Origin of the sequence: Streptomyces sp. AHU1 (assembly GCF_045343905.1) — a bacterium.
Lineage (GTDB): Bacteria > Actinomycetota > Actinomycetes > Streptomycetales > Streptomycetaceae > Streptomyces > Streptomyces triticiradicis.
Window position 1 is genome coordinate 4,888,322 of sequence record NZ_CP174283.1, and the last position, 19,456, is coordinate 4,907,777.

At 71.2% G+C, this 19,456-nt stretch carries 17 protein-coding genes; 14 read left to right on the forward strand and 3 right to left on the reverse strand.

Features of this window, described 5'->3' with window-relative positions; translation table 11 throughout:
• Nucleotides 1-73: 73 nt before the first annotated feature.
• Nucleotides 74-1,054, reverse strand: coding sequence for an ATP-binding protein (locus tag ACICHK_RS21855; RefSeq protein WP_406838227.1), 981 nt, complete (start codon nucleotides 1,052-1,054; stop codon nucleotides 74-76).
• A gap of 101 nt (nucleotides 1,055-1,155) precedes the next feature.
• On the opposite strand from ACICHK_RS21855, the gene ACICHK_RS21860 reads away from it, so the two are divergent.
• Nucleotides 1,156-1,980 (forward strand): Fic family protein, encoded by an 825-nt coding sequence (locus ACICHK_RS21860; protein WP_151472494.1) that lies wholly within the window; start codon nucleotides 1,156-1,158, stop codon nucleotides 1,978-1,980.
• Nucleotides 1,981-2,347: 367 nt separating this feature from the next.
• Here ACICHK_RS21860 and ACICHK_RS21865 read toward each other — a convergent pair whose 3' ends face one another.
• Nucleotides 2,348-3,181: an HAD family phosphatase gene (locus ACICHK_RS21865; protein WP_151472495.1), complete on the reverse strand. Its 834-nt coding sequence runs from the start codon at nucleotides 3,179-3,181 to the stop codon at nucleotides 2,348-2,350.
• A 570-nt stretch (nucleotides 3,182-3,751) separates the two neighbouring features.
• On the opposite strand from ACICHK_RS21865, the gene ssd reads away from it, so the two are divergent.
• From ssd to ACICHK_RS21900, 7 genes are all read left to right on the forward strand, one after another.
• Nucleotides 3,752-4,846, forward strand: a complete 1,095-nt coding sequence (gene ssd / locus ACICHK_RS21870) for a septum site-determining protein Ssd (RefSeq protein ID WP_406838228.1) — start codon at nucleotides 3,752-3,754, stop codon at nucleotides 4,844-4,846.
• A gap of 212 nt (nucleotides 4,847-5,058) precedes the next feature.
• A complete protein-coding gene (locus ACICHK_RS21875; RefSeq protein WP_406838229.1) occupies nucleotides 5,059-6,387 on the forward strand; it encodes a TadA family conjugal transfer-associated ATPase in 1,329 nt (442 codons plus the stop codon).
• 11 nt (nucleotides 6,388-6,398) lie between these two features.
• Nucleotides 6,399-7,256, forward strand: a complete 858-nt coding sequence (locus ACICHK_RS21880) for a type II secretion system F family protein (RefSeq protein ID WP_406838230.1) — start codon at nucleotides 6,399-6,401, stop codon at nucleotides 7,254-7,256.
• A complete protein-coding gene (locus tag ACICHK_RS21885; protein ID WP_406838231.1) occupies nucleotides 7,253-8,035 on the forward strand; it encodes a type II secretion system F family protein in 783 nt (260 codons plus the stop codon). The genes ACICHK_RS21880 and ACICHK_RS21885 overlap by 4 nt, the downstream gene beginning before the upstream one ends.
• A 142-nt stretch (nucleotides 8,036-8,177) precedes the next feature.
• The gene (locus ACICHK_RS21890; protein ID WP_225860790.1) at nucleotides 8,178-8,363 is read left to right on the forward strand and encodes a DUF4244 domain-containing protein; all 186 of its coding nucleotides are present in this window, start codon (nucleotides 8,178-8,180) and stop codon (nucleotides 8,361-8,363) included.
• On the forward strand, nucleotides 8,350-8,772 hold the full coding sequence (locus tag ACICHK_RS21895) for a TadE family type IV pilus minor pilin (RefSeq protein WP_406838232.1): 423 nt from the start codon (nucleotides 8,350-8,352) through the stop codon (nucleotides 8,770-8,772). The genes ACICHK_RS21890 and ACICHK_RS21895 overlap by 14 nt, the downstream gene beginning before the upstream one ends.
• Nucleotides 8,769-9,425 carry an Rv3654c family TadE-like protein gene (locus tag ACICHK_RS21900; RefSeq protein WP_406838233.1) on the forward strand — a complete coding sequence of 219 codons (657 nt, stop codon included), beginning with the start codon at nucleotides 8,769-8,771 and terminating at the stop codon, nucleotides 9,423-9,425. Before ACICHK_RS21895 ends, ACICHK_RS21900 begins: the two co-directional genes overlap by 4 nt.
• A 183-nt stretch (nucleotides 9,426-9,608) precedes the next feature.
• Here the strand turns inward: ACICHK_RS21900 and ACICHK_RS21905 are convergent, their stop codons facing one another.
• Nucleotides 9,609-12,074 carry a DEAD/DEAH box helicase gene (locus ACICHK_RS21905; protein ID WP_406838234.1) on the reverse strand — a complete coding sequence of 822 codons (2,466 nt, stop codon included), beginning with the start codon at nucleotides 12,072-12,074 and terminating at the stop codon, nucleotides 9,609-9,611.
• An 80-nt stretch (nucleotides 12,075-12,154) separates the two neighbouring features.
• On the opposite strand from ACICHK_RS21905, the gene bldG reads away from it, so the two are divergent.
• The 6 genes from bldG (at nucleotide 12,155) to ACICHK_RS21935 (ending at nucleotide 19,379) form a co-directional block, all read left to right on the forward strand.
• Nucleotides 12,155-12,508 (forward strand): anti-sigma factor antagonist BldG, encoded by a 354-nt coding sequence (gene bldG / locus ACICHK_RS21910; protein WP_037625427.1) that lies wholly within the window; start codon nucleotides 12,155-12,157, stop codon nucleotides 12,506-12,508.
• Between the two features lie 100 nt (nucleotides 12,509-12,608).
• Nucleotides 12,609-13,046, forward strand: coding sequence for an ATP-binding protein (locus ACICHK_RS21915; RefSeq protein ID WP_406838235.1), 438 nt, complete (start codon nucleotides 12,609-12,611; stop codon nucleotides 13,044-13,046).
• 329 nt (nucleotides 13,047-13,375) lie between these two features.
• The gene (locus ACICHK_RS21920) at nucleotides 13,376-15,784 is read left to right on the forward strand and encodes a sodium-translocating pyrophosphatase (protein WP_151472502.1); all 2,409 of its coding nucleotides are present in this window, start codon (nucleotides 13,376-13,378) and stop codon (nucleotides 15,782-15,784) included.
• A 229-nt stretch (nucleotides 15,785-16,013) separates the two neighbouring features.
• Nucleotides 16,014-16,622, forward strand: coding sequence for a small secreted protein (locus ACICHK_RS21925; RefSeq protein WP_406838236.1), 609 nt, complete (start codon nucleotides 16,014-16,016; stop codon nucleotides 16,620-16,622).
• A gap of 201 nt (nucleotides 16,623-16,823) precedes the next feature.
• Nucleotides 16,824-18,353: a methyltransferase gene (locus ACICHK_RS21930; protein ID WP_406838237.1), complete on the forward strand. Its 1,530-nt coding sequence runs from the start codon at nucleotides 16,824-16,826 to the stop codon at nucleotides 18,351-18,353.
• An 828-nt stretch (nucleotides 18,354-19,181) separates the two neighbouring features.
• Nucleotides 19,182-19,379 carry a hypothetical protein gene (locus ACICHK_RS21935; RefSeq protein WP_406838238.1) on the forward strand — a complete coding sequence of 66 codons (198 nt, stop codon included), beginning with the start codon at nucleotides 19,182-19,184 and terminating at the stop codon, nucleotides 19,377-19,379.
• The last annotated feature ends 77 nt before the right edge of the window (nucleotides 19,380-19,456 follow it).

Sequence of the window (19,456 nt, forward strand, 5' to 3'; positions counted from 1 at the left end):
CTGCCGCTCGGGCCGTCGTGACGCTCGCGGCCGTCCTGTCACTCAGCACACGGCGGTGCTTCGCGCCGGCCGCTCACGCGGTGGCCAGGGGGCTTTCGCCGAGCACGAAACCGGGGTCCACCTGTTCGGCGAGGTCGGTCCCGGTCCTGGCGTTGCCCCAGCCGACGGCGTTCTTCAGGTGGAACTGCACCATCTGACGTGTGTACCGCTCCCAGTCGCGCAGTCCGTACGTGGCGTCGGTGGCGGTCCGCAAGGCGCGCAGCGAGTGCCGGTTGGTCTCCTCCAGGGTCTCGAACCGGGGAGGGCGGCCCTTCTCCATGGCGCGCACCCAGTCCGAGTGTCCGACCGTGACCAGGAGGTCGTCACCGGTCTCCGCTCGCAGGAAGTCGATGTCGTCCTGGTTCTGAACCTTGTTGCCGACGACCTTCAGGGTGACGCCGAAGTCGCGGGCGTGCTCCTTGTACTGGCGATAGACGGAGACTCCCTTCCGGGTCGGTTCGGCGACGAGGAACGTGATGTCGAAGCGGGTGAACAAGCCGGACGCGAAGGAGTCGGAGCCCGCCGTCATGTCGACGACGACGTACTCGCCGGGGCCGTCGACGAGGTGGTTCAGGCAGAGCTCCACCGCACCGGTCTTGGAGTGGTAGCAGGCCACTCCCACATCGGCCTCGGTGAACGGGCCGGTGACCATCAAACGGACGACGCCGCCGTCGAGTTCCACCGGCCGGGCGCAGGCGTCGTACACCGGATTGGTCTCGTCGACCCGCAGCAGCCGGGAGCCCTCCCCGGGTGGGGTCGTCTTGATCATCGTCTCGGCGGACGCGATGCGCGGATTGGAGCCGCGCAGGTAGTCCTTGATGAGCGGCAGCCGCTCGCCCATGGCGGGGAGCGCCGCGGCCTCCGTCTCTTCGAGCCCGAGCGCGGCTCCCAGATGCTGGTTGATGTCGGCGTCCACGGCGACGACAGGCGCGCCCGAAGCGGCGAGGTGGCGGATGAAGAGCGACGACAGAGTGGTCTTGCCACTGCCGCCCTTCCCGACGAAAGCAATTTTCATGTTCACCAAGAGTAGTGCGATCGTCGCTCCACGTGCTCGCGCGGCGTGAAGAAGACCACTCCTTCGTGGGGCGCGGACCCAGGGTGCGTAATGTCGTACTCATGAGTACGACAGGTGCGACCGCCGATCCGCTCGCGGCCCTCGGTTCGCTTCCCGGAGTGGCCGATTCCGTGGAGTCCGTGCGCAAGGCCGTGGACCGGGTCTACGGACACCGGATCATGCGGCGCCGCAGCAACGAGATCACGTCCGAGGCGGCGTTGCGCGGGGCCCGCGGTTCCGCGGCGCTGTCCGGTGCCGACTGGGCACTCGAAGAGGTGCGCCGGCGTACCGACTTCAGTGCGGCGGAGGAGGACCGTACGGTCGGCGCCGCCCTGCGGCTGACCGCCGAGGCGGGTCAGCTCCTGTCCATCTGGCGGCAGTCGCCCCTGCGTGTGCTGGCCCGGCTCCACCTGGTGGCGGCGGCCGACCGGGGCGACGCGGTGGGCCGGCCGAGGCGGAGCGGGGAGAAGGCCGATGAGCCCCTGGTGGAGCTGCCGCTGCCGGACGCAGACGAGGTCGCCGGCCGTCTCGAAGGCCTGTCGCAGCTGATCATCGCGGGTGGCTCCGCCCCGGCCCTGGTCACGGCGGCCGTCGTCCACGGCGAGCTCATCGCCCTGCGTCCCTTCGCCTCCCACAACGGGCTGGTCGCGCGCGCCGCCGAACGCATCGTCCTGATCGGCAGCGGTCTCGACCCGAAGTCCATCTGTCCGGCGGAGGTCGGCCACGCGGAACTCGGCCGCGCGGCCTATCTCGCGGCACTGGACGGTTACGTCTCCGGCACCCCGGACGGCATGGCCGCCTGGATCGCGCACTGCGGCAGGGCCGTCGAACTGGGCGCGAGGGAGTCGGCAGCGGTCTGCGAGGCGCTGCAGCGAGGCGCCGCGTAAAGGGTGCGGGACGTCCGGAAAAGGGTTGCGGCGGTACGAGAACTCGTACCGCCGCTGGCATGTTCACCGGGTTACCAAGCGTCCTCGAGTGTGTTGCCCATCAGGTCGGGAACTTTTGCCCGCCACCTGGTGCGGCTGGCCCGTAATCGACGGGTCGACGTCGCGTGGGTGCTCGATGTTCATGCTCGGTCCGTGGGGCCTGATTGCGTTTGAAGGTGATCCTCTCGGATGTCCTTGGTCTCGCGGGCCGTTAAACCCTTTGTACTCCAGGTCCCGAGGAAGTGAAACCCCTGGCCGCAGTTCTTTACTTTTAGGTTCAAAATGGTGAGAACCGGACTTCAGTGGGTCGCCGCGTGCGCGTGACGGCTCACACCGCCGTCGCACGCCGTCGGCTGGCGTACCAGACGAGTCCCGCCGTGGCCGCCGCCGCTCCTATCGCGGCCGCGGCGACGAGGGCGGGGCGGGGAGGCACGGACAGGGCGGGCAGTCGCTGCTTCAGCCGGACCGGGCGGTGGAAGTCCAGGATCGGCCACGAACGGGTGACCGCCTCCCGGCGCAGCGCGCGGTCCGGATTCACCGCGTGCGGGTGTCCGACGGACTCCAGCATCGGCAGGTCGGTAGCCGAGTCGCTGTAGGCGTAGCAGCGGGCCAGGTCGTACCCCTCCGACGCGGCCAGCTCCTTGATCGCCTCGGCCTTCGTGGGTCCGTAGGCGTAGTACTCCACCTCCCCGGTGAAGCAGCCGTCCTCGCCGACGACCATGCGGGTCGCCACGACGCGGTCGGCTCCGAGCAGCTCGCCGATCGGCTCGACGACCTCGGCGCCGGACGTGGACACGATCACGACGTCCCGGCCGGCCCTGTGGTGCTGCTCGATGAGCGACGCGGCCTCGTCGTAGATGATCGGGTCGATGAGGTCGTGCAGCGTCTCGGCGACGATCTCCTTGACCTGTTGGACGTTCCAGCCGCGGCACATCGAGGACAGGTACTTGCGCATCCGCTCCATCTGGTCGTGGTCGGCGCCCCCCGCCAGGAACACGAACTGGATGTATGCGGTACGCAAGGCCGCCCTGCGGTTGATCAGTCCGCCTTGGTAGAACGACTTGCTGAAGGTGAGCGTGCTCGACTTCGCAATGACCGTCTTGTCCAGGTCGAAGAAGGCCGCTGTACGAGGCAAGGAGTGGTTTTCCACGAGGTCGAGCATAGGGCCCACCATTCGGCGTAAGGTGAGGCGTGTGGGTTTGCCTGAGAAGGCTCTCGGGTACACCATGGAAGTCACGGATCGTTCGCGACCGTGCTAACCCGGTCCGACTCCTCCCCCCCCGAGTCGGCCGTGGGGACGACCCCCGCTCTCCCCCCCGGCGGGGGTCGTCGCATGTCCGGACGGGTTTTTCCCCTCCTGCGCGGCCCTGGAGCCTTCCCGGCGCGGTTGATTCCGCCCTCTTTGCGCGCTCACGATTCGTCACCGTGCGTAGTCGTCGGGATGCTCTGCGGAAGTCGTTGAGTGTTCACCGGTAGGCGTGAAGGCGATATTCACAGCCGCCGAGTTGTCCACAGTTTTCGACCAAGATCCACACGATTTCCGGGATCGCTGCACCGTGATTCTCACGCGCTCCGTTCGCGGCCAGTTCGTGACCGGTTCCGTTTGTCGGACGCGTTTGACCGGTTCGTATCGGCCGCTCATATGGAGGCCGCTCGCCGGTTCTTCACACGAGCGGGAATCAAGGGGCCCTGGAGGGCCCCGCGCTAGAAGCAGCGAAGGGGGCTGGAGATCGTGGCGGGAGCCATCACCCATGACCGGCCGCCCACCGCCGAGGGGCGGCAGGGCGGACCATTGATCGTCACCGAGGACGTCGACCTCCTCGACGACCTGCTGCGCCTGTGCGCGGCGGCGGGCGCGCGGCCCGAGGTCCATCACGGGATTCCGGAACGCAGGGGCGGCTGGGAGACGGCACCTCTCGTCCTGGTCGGCGACGACGCGGCACGGCGCGTGCGGGGCGCCGTGCGGAGAAGGGGAGTGGTGCTGGTCGGCCGGGACCAGGACGATCCCGGAGTCTGGCGGCGTGCCGTCGAGATCGGCGCCGACCACGTCCTGGTGCTGCCGGACGGCGAGCAATGGCTCGTCGACCGCATCGCCGACGTGGCCGAAGGAGTCGGCCGGCCCGCTCTCACCGTCGGCGTGCTCGGCGGCCGTGGCGGGGCCGGTGCCTCCACGCTCGCCTGCGCGCTCGCCGTCACCTCGGCGCGGGAGGGGAAGCGCACCCTGCTCGTGGACGCGGACCCCCTCGGAGGCGGACTGGACGTACTCCTGGGCGGGGAGGCGGCCGAGGGGCTGCGCTGGCCTGCGTTCGCGGCATCCCGCGGCAGGGTCGGCGGCGGTGCCCTGGAGGAGTCCCTTCCGGAACTGCACGCCCTGCGCGTCCTGAGCTGGGACCGGAGCGACGCGGTCACCGTTCCTCCGCAAGCGGTGCGCGCGGTGCTGGCCGCCGCCAGACGGCGCGGTGGCGCGGTGGTCGTCGACCTGCCCCGTCGCATCGACGAAGGTGTCGCCGAGATCCTCGCCCAGCTCGACATGGGGCTGCTGGTGGTGCCCGCCGACCTGCGCTCCGTCGCGGCGGCCGGGCGGGTGGCGTCCGTGGCCGGCATGGTCCTGCGCGATCTGCGGATCGTGGTCCGCGGCCCCTGCGCGCCGGGTCTCGACGACCGTGAGGTCGCCCGTCTGCTCGACCTGCCCCTGGTGGGCGAACTGCCTTCGGAGTCCCTCCCGCCGGACGGCGGGCCGCCGCCGGGGAGCGCGGCGAAGGGGCCTCTGGCCCGGTTCTGCACGGCCTTCTGGGAGCGGGTTCCGGTCGAAGGAGGGGGCGTATGAGCTGGGACGCGAACCGAGGCACGGACCGCGGCGCGGGAATCGACGGCCGGGCGCGACCTGGGCTCCGGGACCCGTACGAGGGTCGCTCGCCAGGGCGGACGGAGGCGCGGGACGGGCCCGGGCCTCACCTGTCCGGTCGTGTCGCGGCACGGGACGGCACCCGGCAGTACCGTTCCCGGCGGGCGGAGGCGCGGGGCGGCCCCGCAGGCTCCGTGTCCGGGGGAACGGAGGCCCGGTACGGAGCCGGGAGCGGCCCGGACCGAGGCACGGGACTGCTGGACGGCGTGCGGCAATGGCTGGCCGAGAGCGGATCCGAACCCACCCCCGCACGTGTGGCGCAGGCGCTGCGCGAGCAGGGGCGGGTGCTCGGGGACGCCGAGGTCCTCGGCACGGCCGAGCACCTGCGCTCCGAACTGGTCGGCAGCGGTCCCCTGGAACCGCTGCTCGCCGACCCGTCGGTGACCGACGTGCTCGTGTCGGCGCCCGACCGGGTCTGGGTGGACCGCGGGGGCGGTCTGGAGCTGACCTCCGTGTCCTTCCCGGACGCGGCAGCCGTACGACGCCTCGCGCAGCGCCTCGCCGCGGTGGCCGGCAGGAGACTCGACGACGCCCGCCCCTGGGTGGACGCCAGACTGCCGGACGGAACGCGTCTGCACGCGGTGCTGCCGCCGGTCGCCGTCGGTTCCACCTGCCTCTCCCTGCGTGTCGTACGGCCGCGCGCGTTCACCCTCGACGAGCTGGTGGCGGCGGGCACGGTGCCGCCCGGCGGGGACAGGGTGCTCAGGGCGCTGCTGGACGCCCGGTTGTCCTTCCTCATCAGCGGAGGCACGGGCTCGGGGAAGACGACCTTGCTGAGCGCGCTGCTGGGCCTGGTGGGTCCCGGGGAGCGGATCGTGCTCGCGGAGGACTCGGCCGAACTGCGGCCCGACCATCCGCATGTGGTGCGCCTGGAAGGGCGGCCCGCCAACCAGGAGGGCGTCGGCCTCGTCTCGCTCCAGGACCTCGTCCGGCAGGCCCTGCGGATGAGACCGGACCGGCTGGTGGTCGGCGAGGTGCGCGGTCCCGAGGTCGTCTCGCTGCTGGCCGCCCTGAACACAGGACATGAGGGCGGCTCGGGAACCCTTCACGCCAACGCGGCGGCGCAGGTCCCGGCCCGGCTGGAGGCCCTGGGCACCGCGGCCGGACTCGACAGGGCCGCCCTGCACAGCCAGCTGGCGGCGGCACTGTCCGTGGTCCTGCATCTGGTGCGGGACCGGACGGGACGGCGCCGGATCGCCGAGGTGCACGTGCTGGAACGCGACCCGTCGGGGCTGGTGGTGACGGTACCGGCGCTGCGGTGGGGTGAGGACGCCTTCGCGTACGAGCGCGGGTGGGAGCGGCTGCGGGAACTCCTCCGGACCGGAAACCGGGGGCATCGCGGGCGAGTGGACCCGGAAGACAGCAGGGTGCCTTCGGACGGACGGGGTGAGCCCTTCGGCGGTGATGGACACCGGGGCACCGACAGGAACCCGGTGCCGGGATGCGGACGGGGAGCGGGATGAGGATCGGTGAGATGGCGGACGCGCCCGCGGGAGCTGCGGTGGCGTGTGCCGGGATCGCGGCCTGGCTGATCGGCGGGTGCGGCTCGGGAGCGCGCAGAGCGAGGGCGCTGTTCGCCGGTGGCGGGGCGGCGACCGGTCCGCCCCGGTGGGAGTGGGTCCGCGTCGACTGGCGACGGCTGCGCGGACGGTTGCGGCCCGAGGCATGGTCGCTGGTGGCGGGATCGGTGATCGCGGTGCTGGGCGCGTCGGTCGTGCCACTCCTCCTCGGAGCCGTCGGGATGCCCCTGCTGCGCCGGGTGCGGCGGGCGGGAGAGGCCCGGCGCGAGCGGGAGCGGCGTGGCGACGCGGTGATCGTCCTGTGCGGCGCCCTGGCCGGTGAGGTGCGGGCCGGACGTCAGCCCGGCGAGGCACTGCTCGCAGCCGCACGTGACTCGGACGGACTTGCCGACGCGCAGCCGGTGGTGCTGGCCGCGGCGAGGTTCGGTGGGGACGTGCCGGCTGCGCTCACCGAGGCGGCACGGCAGCCCGGCGCCGGCGGACTGGTGGGGCTCGCCGCGTGCTGGCGTGTGGCCGTGGACCGGGGCGCGGGACTCGCGGCGGGACTGGACCGGCTGGAGGCCGCGCTGCGGGCCGAGCGCGATCAAAGAGCTGACATGCGTGCCCAGTTGGCCGGATCCCGCTCGACGGCCTCGATGCTCGCGGGTCTGCCGGTTCTCGGCCTGCTGCTCGGTACCGCACTCGGCGCGGACCCCCTGCACGTGCTGTTGCACACCGGTCCCGGGCTGGGCTGCCTGCTGGTCGGCGGGACGCTGGAGGGCGTGGGTCTGTGGTGGGCGCTGCGGATCGTACGAGGAGCGGAGACGGCATGAGCGCGGAAGTCGCCCACAGGCTGGGGGTACTTGTGTGCGGAGTGCTCCTGGTCGGCGCGTCGGCCCATCGGCTCGGGGCGGTGCGGCGTGCCAGGAGAGTGCGCAGACGGCTGGCCGGATTGCTGCTCCCGGAACCCGCGCCGTCGCCACGGCGCTACGCGGTACGGAGCTACGGCCGGTTGTGGCTGCCCTTGCTGGGAGTGGTGTGTGCCGGCTGGGTCCTGATCGGAGGCCGCGCCGGAGTCCTGGTGGGGGTGGCGGCCGCCTTCGGGGTCCGGTGGTGGCTCCGGCGGAGGAATCAGACACTCCCCGAGGAGTACGACGTGATGTCGGCGGCCCGCCAACTCCCTCTCGCCGCCGATCTGGTGGCCGCCTGCATCGCGGCGGGGGCGAGCCCGGTGGCGGCCGCCCGGGCCGTGGGCGAGGCGCTGGACGGACCGGTGGGTGAACGGCTGGCCCGGGGTGCGGCGGAGGTGCGGCTCGGGGGCGAACCGGCTGACGCGTGGCGGATGTTGGCGTCGCTGCCGGGCGCGTCAGGGCTGGCGAGGCTGCTGGAGCGGGCGGGCGAGTCGGGCGTACCGGCGGCCGTGCCGGTCGGCCGGCTCGCGACGGAGGCCCGTGCCGAGTGGGGGCGCACCGCGACGGCGCGGGCACGCCGGGCGGCCGTCATGGTCACCGCGCCGGTGGGGTTGTGCTTCCTGCCCGCTTTCCTCGCGATCGGCGTGCTGCCCGTGGTGATCGGGCTGGCCGGCGGGTTGCTGCGAGGAGGTGGTGGATGACGGGTGACGGCAGACGACAGCGGTGAGCCGTGAACGGCGACAGGCGAAGTGACCGACAGGGCTGAATCTCAAGGAGGTTGGAATGAGCAGGACGGTGCGGGTTCCCGGAACGGGGCGAGGACGAGGGAAGAAGTGTGCGCGGATGCGGGCCTGGATGCTCGCGTCGATCGCGGCGCGGAGGGACGCTGGAATGGTCACGTCCGAGTACGCGGTGGGCGTCATCGCCGCGGTGGCCTTCGCGGCCGCTCTCTACAAGGTGGTGACGAGCGGGCAGGTCGGTGAGGAACTGCAGGGCATCGTGGGCCGGGCGCTCAATGTCCAGATGTGAAAGGGGCTTGAGGGCGGTCCGGTCGAGGGCCGGTCCGGTCCGGTGCCGGGACGGTGGATTCGTCACCGCGGAGGCCGCCGTGGTGCTGCCCTCCCTGGTGCTCGTCGGCATGGCGCTGGTCTGGGCCCTGCTCGCCGCGTCCGCGCAGATCCGGTGCGTGGACGCGGCGAGGGCGGGCGCCCGGGCGGCGGCGCGCCAGGACCCGCCGGAAGCGGTCCTGGCGACGGTCCGCCGCGCGGCCCCGCCTGACGCGAAGGTCACGGTGAGCCGGGAGGGCGACCTGGTCCGGGTGACGGTCGGAGCGAGAACACCCGGTCCTGCCGCGCTGTCCCTCGAACTGAAGGACGAGGCGGTGGCGTTGGCGGAGGAGACGGTGGAGGACACGGCTGCGGGGGTGAACGGAAGATGAGGAGCCAGAGCCAGAGCCAGAGCCAGAGCCAGAGCCAGAGCCAGAGCCGGAGTCGTCGGCGGAGGCGGCGGTACGCACGGTCACCCGCCGGCAACGGGCGCCGTGCCAGGTGGCGTGTGTCCTCCGACAGGGGATCGGCGACGGTGTGGACGGTGGGCGCGATCGCTGTGCTCTGTGCCGTCTTCGGAGCGGTGCTGTCGATGGGGCAGGCCGTCGTGGTGCGGCACCGGGCGGCAGGGGCCGCGGACTTGGCCGCGCTCGCCGCGGCCGACCACTGGAGCGAGGGCGGCGCGGCGGCCTGCGCCCGGGCGGACCGCGTGGTCCGGGCGCAGAGCGCACGGCTCGTGCGGTGCGAGGTCGAGGGCCAGATCTCGGACGTGACGGCGTCGTCCGGAACCGGACCGATCACCGCCGAGGTCAGATCGAGGGCGGGACCTGCGGCGCCCGCTGATCCTTCGGGGCCTTCAGGTCCTCCGAGACCTCCAGGTCCTGTGGGATCCGCGGATCCTCTGGAGTCTGTTCCAGGACCTGTGGATCGTGCGGGGTCCACGGATCCTCCGGGGCCTCCGCCAGGATCTCCGGAGCCGGTGGGATCCGCGAGTCCTCCGGCTTCTCCCGGTTCTGCGGGGCCGCCGGTTCGCCGGGGTCCGTGAGAACGACGGGACCCGCGGTCCCTCACCCCTCTTCGCCCGGCTTTCCGGGTCCGGCCCTCGTCCCCAGGGCCCCGGCCCGTGACCGTCACGGGCCGGGCGTTCACCCGTTCGGCCCATGCGGGCCCGACTTTCATCCGGCCGGCCGTCGGTCTCACCCGTCCGGCCCTGACTCACCCGCCCGGACTACTTCCGGTCCGGCTCCTCCGGTGCCGTCCGCAGCAGTTCCGTGAGCAGGCGCACGGCGCCCCGCTTGTGCAGCGGGTCGTTCCCGTTGCCGCACTTGGGGGACTGGATGCAGGAGGGGCAGCCAGCGTCGCACTCGCACGAGGCGATGGCCTGACGGGTGGCCGTGAGCCAGGAGCGCGCCGTGTGGAAGGCGCGTTCGGCGAATCCGGCGCCACCCGGGTGGCCGTCGTACACGAAGACGGTGGGCAGGAGGGTGTCCGGGTGGAGCGGGACGGAGACACCGCCGATGTCCCAGCGGTCGCAGGTGGCGAAGAGCGGCAGCATGCCGATCGACGCGTGCTCGGCGGCGTGCAGGGTGCCGCCGAGGATCTCCGGGTTGATCCGGGCCGCGTCCAGCTGGTCCTCGGTGACCGTCCACCAGACGGCACGCGTACGGAGCGTACGGGGAGGGAGGTCGAGCTTCGTCTCGCCGAGCACCTCGCCGGTGATGACGCGCCGGCGCAGGAAGGAGACGACCTGATTGGTGACCTCGACGGAGCCGTAGCACAGCCGGCCTTCGCCCCAGGGGACTTCGACGTCGGTCTCGAGGACGGCGATGGTGGTCGTGTCGCGGGCGACCGTCGAATACGGGGGGCTGGCCTCCTCGACCAGCGCGACGGAGTCGTCCAGGTCCAGTTTGCGCACCAGGTACGTACGGCCCTGGTGCAGATGGACCGCGCCCTCGTGGACCGCCGTGTGCGCGGCGCCCTCGTCGACCGTGCCGAGCAGGCGGCCGGTCCCGGACTCGACGATCTGCACGGGGCTGCCGCCGCCCCCGCGGATGTCGGTCAGGTCGACGGCCCGCTCCCGGCGCGTCCAGTGCCAGGCCGCGGTCCGGCGGCGCAGCAGCTTCGCGGCCTCCAGCTGCGGCAGCAGACCGGCGGCGGCGGGGCCGAAGAGCTTCAGGTCCTCGTCCGTGAGCGGGATCTCGGAGGCGGCGGCGCACAGGTGCGGGGCCAGGACGTACGGGTTGTCCGGGTCGAGGACCGTGGATTCCACCGGTTGGTCGAACAGGGCCTCGGGGTGGTGGACGAGGAAGGTGTCCAGCGGGTCGTCGCGGGCGACCAGGATCGCCAGCGCGCCCTCCCCGGAGCGGCCCGCGCGGCCCGCCTGCTGCCAGAGGGAGGCCCGGGTGCCCGGGTAGCCGGAGATGACGACGGCGTCGAGGCCGGAGATGTCGACGCCGAGTTCGAGGGCGGAGGTGGCGGCGAGGCCGAGGAGGTCTCCCGAGTGCAGCGCGCTCTCCAGGGCGCGGCGTTCCTCGGGGAGGTAACCGCCGCGATAGGCGGCGACGCGCCGGGCCAGTGAGCGGTCGATCTCGGCGAGGCGTTCCTGGGCGATGACCGCGATCAGCTCGGCGCCGCGCCGGGACCGTACGAAGGAGATCGAGCGCATGCCCTGGACGGTGAGGCCGGTCAGCAGGTCGGCCGTCTCGGCGGTGGCGGTACGCCGTACGGGTGCACCTTTCTCGCCGTGCAGTTCGGTGAGCGGGGGCTCCCACAGGGCGAACACGAGTTCCCCCCGTGGGGAGGCGTCGTCGGCGACCTCGACGACCGGGAGGCCGGTCAGGCGGCTCGCCGCGACCGAGGGTTCGGCGGCGGTCGCGGAGGCCAGCAGGAAGACGGGAGAGGCGCCGTAGCGGGCGCAGAGGCGGCGCAGGCGGCGCAGTACCTGGGCGACGTGGGAGCCGAAGACGCCGCGGTAGGTGTGGCACTCGTCGATCACGACATAGCGCAGGGCGCGCAGGAAGGAGGACCAGCGGGGGTGGGAGGGCAGTATCCCGCGGTGCAGCATGTCGGGGTTGGTCAGGACGTAGTTGGCGTACTGGCGCACCCATTCGCGTTCTTCGAAGGGCGTGTCGCCGTCGTACACGGCCGGGCGCACGGCGTTGCCCAGCGGTTGTGAAAGTTCCTTCACCGAGCGTCGCTGGTCGGCCGCCAGAGCCTTCGTGGGAGCCAGGTAGAGGGCGGTGGCACCCCGGCCGTTCGGGGCCTCGGAGCCTTCCAGGAGAGCCGTCAGGACGGGGGCGAGGTAGGCCAGGGACTTGCCGGAGGCGGTCCCGGTGGCCACGATCACCGACTCGCCGTCCAGGGCGTGCTCGGCGACGCGCGCCTGGTGGGCCCAGGGGTGCTCGATGCCCGCGGCCTGTACCGCCGCGACGACCTCCGAACGGATCCGGTCGGGCCAGACGGCATGACGGCCCGCTCGCGGGGGCAAGTGCTCCGTATGAGTGATGCGCGAAGCCCGGCTCGGCCCCGAGGCGAGCCGGTCCAGGACGGTGCTCGGCGAAGGGCGGGAAGCGGTGTCCGCCGAGGGTCGATCGGATCGGTGATTCTTGGCCATCGGCATCGAGTGTGTCACTGGCGTGACGGACAATGGGCCCAAGGCGTCGTGCACGCCTGCCGGTAAGTGATTGAATGCCATCGCGGCTGGCGAACCGTCCCGGGGGCTCTGCCGAGGTGTCCCATGGGGCGACCGCTCGATAGCAAGGTGCTGGAGGATCCGTGGACCTGTCCCTGTCGACTCGCAATGTGTCCGGCCCTAACGGCGACCGTACGGTCGTCGAGGTCGGCGGCGAAATCGATGTATATACCGCGCCCAAGCTGCGGGAGCAGCTGGTCGAGCTGGTGAACGACGGCAGTTTCCACCTCGTCGTCGACATGGAGGGCGTGGACTTCCTCGACTCCACCGGTCTCGGCGTTCTGGTGGGCGGCCTGAAGCGCGTCCGGGCCCATGAAGGCTCGCTGCGTCTGGTCTGCAACCAGGAGCGCATTCTGAAGATCTTCCGTATTACCGGTCTCACCAAGGTGTTCCCGATCCACACCTCGGTGGACGAGGCGGTCAACGCGACCGACTGACGGCCGGTCTCCCGGGTCGTGGGCCCGGCATCGCACACATCGGGGACCGGGCCCACGGCCCGGTCCCCGGACAGCACGCCCGTAGTTCAGAGGGGGATGCATGGCCACCGTTGAACTCCGCTTCAGCGCGCTGCCCGAGCACGTCAGGACCGCCCGACTGGTGGCGGCAGCGGTGGCGCGCAGGGCCGGGGTGGACGAGGCCGTCCTCGACGAGGTCAGGCTCGCCGTGGGTGAGGCCTGTACGCGTGCCGTCGGACTGCATCAGAGCAGCGGTATCTCGGCGCCGGTGCACGTGGCGCTGATCGAGGAGGAGAAGCAGTTCTCCATCGAGGTCGGTGACGAGTCTCCGGGTTCGGTGCCCGGTGGAGCCGCGTCCGGCGCGGCCCCGGACGGCTCCGACGCGGAGGCCGAGGAGGACGAGATGGGCCTCGCGGTCATCAGCGGCCTCGTCGACGACGTGGAAGTCATCGCCGGAGAGCACGGCGGACTGATCAGGATGAGCTGGCCCACCACGCCGCCGGCCGTGGCTCTTCCCTGAGACCGTCCCTCTTCAAAGCTGTCCCGAAGGGCCCTACTCGGTGGGGCCCTTCGGCATGTCCGGGAACCCGCGCTCGTCCATATGGTGATCGTGAACCGCGTTGATCGTGCACGGCGTTTCGTGAATTGATTCACGATCATTCGCGCGATAATTGGATCAAGCGTCAATGCTTCTGGGGCATTACTGCATTTGGCTCCGTGGGCGCCCGCCGATCATTTGCTGAAGGGCAAGTGAAGGCTAATTCCGCTTACCGCGCACTGTTTTGATCAGGTTCCGGTACCTAGAATCCGTCCACATCTTGAGCTCAGCCCAAGCGTCAAGGAGGACGAATGGCGGGGCTTTCTACCCCTCAGCAGTTTGACCACCCCACAACCCTCGCGGCCGCGGTTCTGACGGACGGCAACCGCCTCATCGTGACGGCCGTCGCGATCGTCGCCGTGGCGGCGCTCGTGGTCGCCGGAATCCTGGTGCGCCAGGTTCTCGCGGCCGACGAGGGCACCGACAGCATGAAGAAGATCGCGACGGCGATCCAGGAAGGCGCGAATGCCTACCTGGGACGGCAGATGCGCACGCTCGGCGTATTCGCCGCGGTGGTGTTCTTCCTGCTCATGCTGCTGCCCGCGGACGACTGGAATCAGCGCGCCGGACGGTCGGTCTTCTTCCTGATCGGCGCGGCGTTCTCGGCGGCCACCGGCTATATCGGTATGTGGCTCGCCGTACGGAGCAATGTCCGCGTGGCCGCCGCGGCACGGGAAGCGACCCCGGCGGAGGGTGAGCCCGAAAAGGATCTCACCGCCGTCTCGCACAAAGCCATGAAGATCGCTTTCCGCACCGGTGGCGTCGTCGGCATGTTCACGGTGGGGCTCGGTCTGCTGGGCGCCTCCTGCGTGGTGCTCGTGTACGCGGCCGACGCGCCGAAGGTCCTGGAGGGCTTCGGTCTGGGCGCGGCGCTGATCGCCATGTTCATGCGTGTCGGCGGCGGCATCTTCACCAAGGCGGCCGATGTCGGGGCCGACCTGGTCGGCAAGGTCGAGCAGGGCATTCCGGAGGACGATCCGCGCAATGCCGCGACCATCGCCGACAACGTGGGCGACAACGTGGGCGACTGCGCCGGTATGGCCGCCGACCTCTTCGAGTCGTACGCCGTCACGCTCGTCGCCGCGCTGATCCTCGGCAAGGTGGCGTTCGGTGACTCCGGGCTCGCCTTCCCGCTGATCGTGCCCGCGATCGGCGTGCTCACCGCGATGATCGGCATCTTCGCGGTGGCGCCCCGGCGTTCCGACCGCAGCGGCATGTCCGCGATCAACCGCGGGTTCTTCATCTCCGCGGTGGTCTCGCTCGTGCTGGTCGCTCTCGCCGTCTTCACCTACCTTCCGGACACCTATGCCGAACTGGACGGGGTCACGGACGCGGCGATCAAGGCCAAGGACGGCGATCCCCGGATCCTCGCGCTCGTCGCCGTCGCGATCGGCATCGTGCTGGCGGCGCTCATCCAGCAGTTGACCGGCTACTTCACCGAGACCAGTCGCCGTCCCGTCCGGGACATCGGCAAGAGTTCCCTCACCGGCGCGGCCACCGTCGTCCTCGCCGGCATCTCCGTCGGTCTCGAATCGGCCGTCTACACCGCCCTGTTGATCGGCCTCGGCGTGTACGGGGCGTTCCTGCTGGGCGGTACGTCGATCATGCTGGCGCTGTTCGCCGTGGCGCTCGCCGGAACGGGCCTGCTCACCACGGTCGGTGTCATCGTCGCGATGGACACCTTCGGTCCCGTGTCGGACAACGCACAGGGCATCGCCGAGATGTCCGGCGACGTCGAGGGCGCGGGCGCGCAGGTGCTCACCGACCTGGACGCCGTCGGCAACACCACCAAGGCCATCACCAAGGGCATCGCCATCGCCACCGCCGTCCTCGCGGCCTCTGCCCTCTTCGGCTCGTACCGTGACGCGATCACCACGGCCGCGAGCGACGTGGGGGAGAAGGTCTCGGGCGCGGGTGCGCCGATGAACCTGATGATGGACATCTCGCAGCCCAACAACCTGGTGGGTCTGATCGCGGGCGCCGCGGTCGTCTTCCTCTTCTCGGGGCTGGCGATCAACGCGGTGTCGCGGTCCGCCGGGGCCGTGGTCTACGAGGTGCGACGGCAGTTCAGCGAGCACCCCGGGATCATGGACTACTCGGAGAAACCCGAGTACGGGCGCGTCGTCGACATCTGCACCAAGGACGCGCTGCGCGAACTCGCCACGCCAGGACTGCTCGCGGTGCTCACACCGATCGCGATCGGGTTCACGCTCGGCGTCGGCGCGCTCGGTTCGTTCCTCGCGGGCGCGATCGGCACCGGCACGCTGATGGCGGTCTTCCTCGCCAACTCCGGTGGCGCGTGGGACAACGCCAAGAAACTCGTCGAGGACGGTCACCACGGAGGCAAGGGCAGCGAGGCGCACGCCGCGACGGTGATCGGTGACACGGTCGGCGACCCGTTCAAGGACACGGCGGGTCCCGCGATCAACCCGCTGCTGAAGGTCATGAACCTGGTGTCGCTGCTGATCGCCCCGGCGATCGTCAAATTCTCGTACGGCGACGACAAGAGCGTCGGCGTACGGGTGTTCATCGCCATCCTCGCGTTCATCGTGATCGTGGGCGCCGTGTACGTCTCCAAGCGGCGCGGGATCGCCATGGGCGACGAGGAGGACAACGACGAAGGGATCGCCAAGTCGGCCGATCCGGCGGTCGTTTCATAACTCACCGGTTTCGCACCCGGTCCGGCACGGACTTGCGTGCCGGACCGGGGAACGAGCCAACGGGCGGGTGGACGGCGTGTGCTGACGCGCCGTACGCCCGCCCTGCGCGTGTTCACGTCATCGCGTGAGCCTTCTCTCGCTTGGTGCAAATGGCTTCAACAGATGCCTTAACGGACACTCGCCATGTGGGCGTCGCCCACATGGCGTGTATGTTCCGGGGCCGAGAGCCATGGAAGGGACCAAACCGGTGAACAAGAAGCTCACGGCCGCACTGTCCGGCGGTGCGGTACTGGTGCTCGCGCTGTCGGGTTGCAGCAGCGACGACGGCAGCGGCAGCGGAGGCGGCAACGACAAGCTGAACTCCTGGGCCAAGCAGGTCTGCGACGCGTTGAAGCCGCAGGCCCAGAAGATCCAGGAAGCGAACGCCGCGATCCAGAAGCAGACCTCGGACAACAGCACGCCGGAAGCGGTCCAGAACACCGACGCGCAGGCCTTCCAGGACATGTCCGACGCGTACAAGGCACTGGGCACCGCCGTCGACAACGCGGGACCGCCGGACGTCGAGGACGGCAAGACGAAGCAGGCCAACGCGGTCAAGGAGCTCAACGCCCTCTCCGCGTCGTACGCCGACCTGAAGACGCAGGTCGCCAAGCTCGACACCAAGGACCAGGCCAAGTTCGCCGAGGGCCTCAAGGACGTCGCGACCCAGCTCGGCAAGCTGAGCCAGAGCGGGAACGACCCCCTGAAGCAGCTGGAGCAGGGCGACGTGGGCAAGGCGATGGCGCAGCAGGAGGGCTGCAAGTCGGCGTCCGGGTCCCCGGCGGCGGTCAACGGCTGAGACCGTCCGCGGGACCGGGGAGGGCCCGGCACACGGACGCGCCGGGCTCCCGGCCGGCGCCACGCGTGCCGCGGGCCCACGGGGCCGCCGCCCGGCACGCGCCACGTGCGGCACCCGTTGCGCGCAGCGGGTGCCGCACGCGCTGTCCACAGGCGAGGCTCTGTCCACAGGTGTGGGTGCCGGTGGGCGATAGCGGACACAATGGGAGGCGTGAGTCACACCAGCCTGTCACCGTTGCCCTCGTCCGATCGTGCCGACACCGCCGCCCGGCTGCGGAGAGCCCTCCTCGACGCTTCCTTCACCGCGGACGGTCTCCTCGACCTGCTCGGCGCCCCCGCGTACGCGGCGCTGGCGCGCAGTGAGACCGTGCCCGCGCTCCGGGCGACCCGTGGTGACACACCGCTGGAGACGCTCGTACGGCTGTTCCTGCTGCAGCAGCCCGTGCCGTACGCGCGCGTGGCGGACGTGCTGCCGGCCGAGGACGCCCTGGAAAGCGGCTGGCTGACCCGGACGGGCGGGGACGAGGTCGCGGCGAGCGTCGACATCCGGCCGTACGGCGGGCCCGACGGCGAGGACTGGTTCATCGTGTCCGACCTCGGATGCGCCGTCGGCGGAGCGGGCGGCATCGGCAGCCGGGAGGAAGGGGTCGTCCTCGGAGTGGGGGGCGCCTCGACGACCCTCGCCGGCATCACCGTCCGCGAGCCCGTCGGCTCCGCCCTCGACCTCGGCACCGGCTCCGGAATCCAGGCGCTGCACGTCGCGCAGCACGCCACACGCGTGACGGCGACCGATCTGAACCCCCGGGCGCTGCACATCGCCGCACTCACCCTCGCGCTCTCCGGCGCCCCGGCCGCCGACCTGCGCCAGGGCTCCCTCTTCGAGCCGGTCCGCGCCGACGAGAAGTACGACCTGATCGTCTCTAACCCGCCCTTCGTGATCTCGCCGGGCGCCCGGCTGACGTACCGTGACGGCGGAATGGGCGGGGACGACCTGTGCCGCACGCTCGTCCAGGAGGCGGGAGACCGGCTGAACGAAGGGGGATACGCCCAGTTCCTGGCCAACTGGCAGCACGTGGAGGGCGAGGACTGGCAGGACCGGCTGCGCTCCTGGGTGCCGCGCGGCTGTGACGCGTGGATCGTGCAGCGCGAGGTGCAGGACGTCACGCAGTACGCGGAGCTGTGGCTGCGCGACTCGGGCGACCACCGGGCCGACCCGGCCGACTACCAGGCGCGGTACGACGCGTGGCTCGACGAGTTCGAGGCGCGCAAGGTGAAGGCCGTCGGCTTCGGATGGATCACGCTGCGCAGGACGGCGGCGGCCGAACCCTCGATCACGGTCGAGGAGTGGCCGCACTCCGTCGAGCAGCCCCTCGGCGAGGCCGTACGGGAGCACTTCGACCGGGTCGACTACCTGAGACGGCACGACGACGCGGGTCTGCTCGCCGGTCACTTCAGACTGGTGGCGGAGGTCGTGCAGGAGCAGGTCGGACTGCCCGGTGCCGAGGACCCGGAGCACGTGGTGCTGCGCCAGCACCGGGGAATGCGCCGGGCCACCAAGGTGGACACGGTCGGCGCGGGTTTCGCCGGCGTGTGCGACGGCACGCTGAGCGCCGGGCGGATCCTCGACGCCATTGCCCAACTGGTCGGCGAGGACCCGGTGTTGCTGCGGGACCGGACACCCGCTCAGATCCGTCTGCTGGTCGAGCAGGGATTCCTGGAGCCGGTCGGGTAGCCGTCCCTCGCCGGTGAGGCCGGGGGAGGGCCGGGCCGGTGCCGGGACCGAGGGGGGCAGGTGCGCGGGGGCCGGGTGAGAGCCAGGCCGACGCCTCCTGCGATCCCCCGGCTCCCCGGCCCCTGCTTTTCTCCGGCCCTCGGTCCTCGGCTCTCCGGGCTCCCGCTTTTCTCCGGCCCCTGCTTTTCTCCGGCCCCCTGGTTTCTTCCGGTCCGCTGATTCCACCGGTCCTCCGGCCTGCCCGTTTCTCGGGCTTCCCGACCCGCTGGTCCTTCGGTCTCCCGGTCTGTTTCCCGGTCCTCCGGTACTCCGGTCTCCGTCCTCCGATTTTCCGTTCCTCCGGTTCCCCGGTTCCTTTTGCGGCAGCGACCGGGCCATGGGGAGGAGGCCGGAACTCCCGCCTCCTCCTCTCGCCGCCGAAGTGCCTCCGTCGCCCCGCGCGCACCCCTCCGGACACTTGATCGGGTACTTCGACCGGGAGGGGAAACCGGCCAACATCCGAGGAGCCGCGGATGCGCCCCTTCCCGTGTCCCGCGCTCTTCTCCGTAGCCGGATCCATATCCGTGTCCGTCTCCCTCCCCACGCCCGGGTCCGCCTCCGGTTCCCTCTTCGCCGTCCTCCCCGTTCCCGCTCCTGTCTCCGTCTCCGTGGGGCGGAGCCGCTCCCCGGGCGGCGACGGATTCGCCACAGTCGGGAGCGCCGGGAACCGTGCGGTGCGGGTACCCCCATGGGGTGCCGGTCGCCCGGAGTTCACCGTGGGTTCGCACGCCGGCCGCCGGGACGTGTCAGCCTCCCGGGGCCGAGGACTCGGGGTGAAAGGGCGGAACCATGGAAAGCGGTCCGGCGATCTTCGCGGGGATGGTGTTCGCCCTGTTCGGAGGCGGAATCCTGGCCTGGACGGTGCTCCGGGTGCGGCAGGGCGAGCCGGTCGCCCACGGTGTGAACCGCGTCGCATCGGCGACCCTCGCGAGCGTCGCCGGAAGCGGGGCGCTGGCGCTCGGGGTGTGGTGCTTCACGCGCGTGTGAGACCGCGCGAGGACCGCGGCTCCGGTAACTGGGAAGTTACCCTCCGGATGGGCCCGAAAGAGCGGGTCGACACTCCG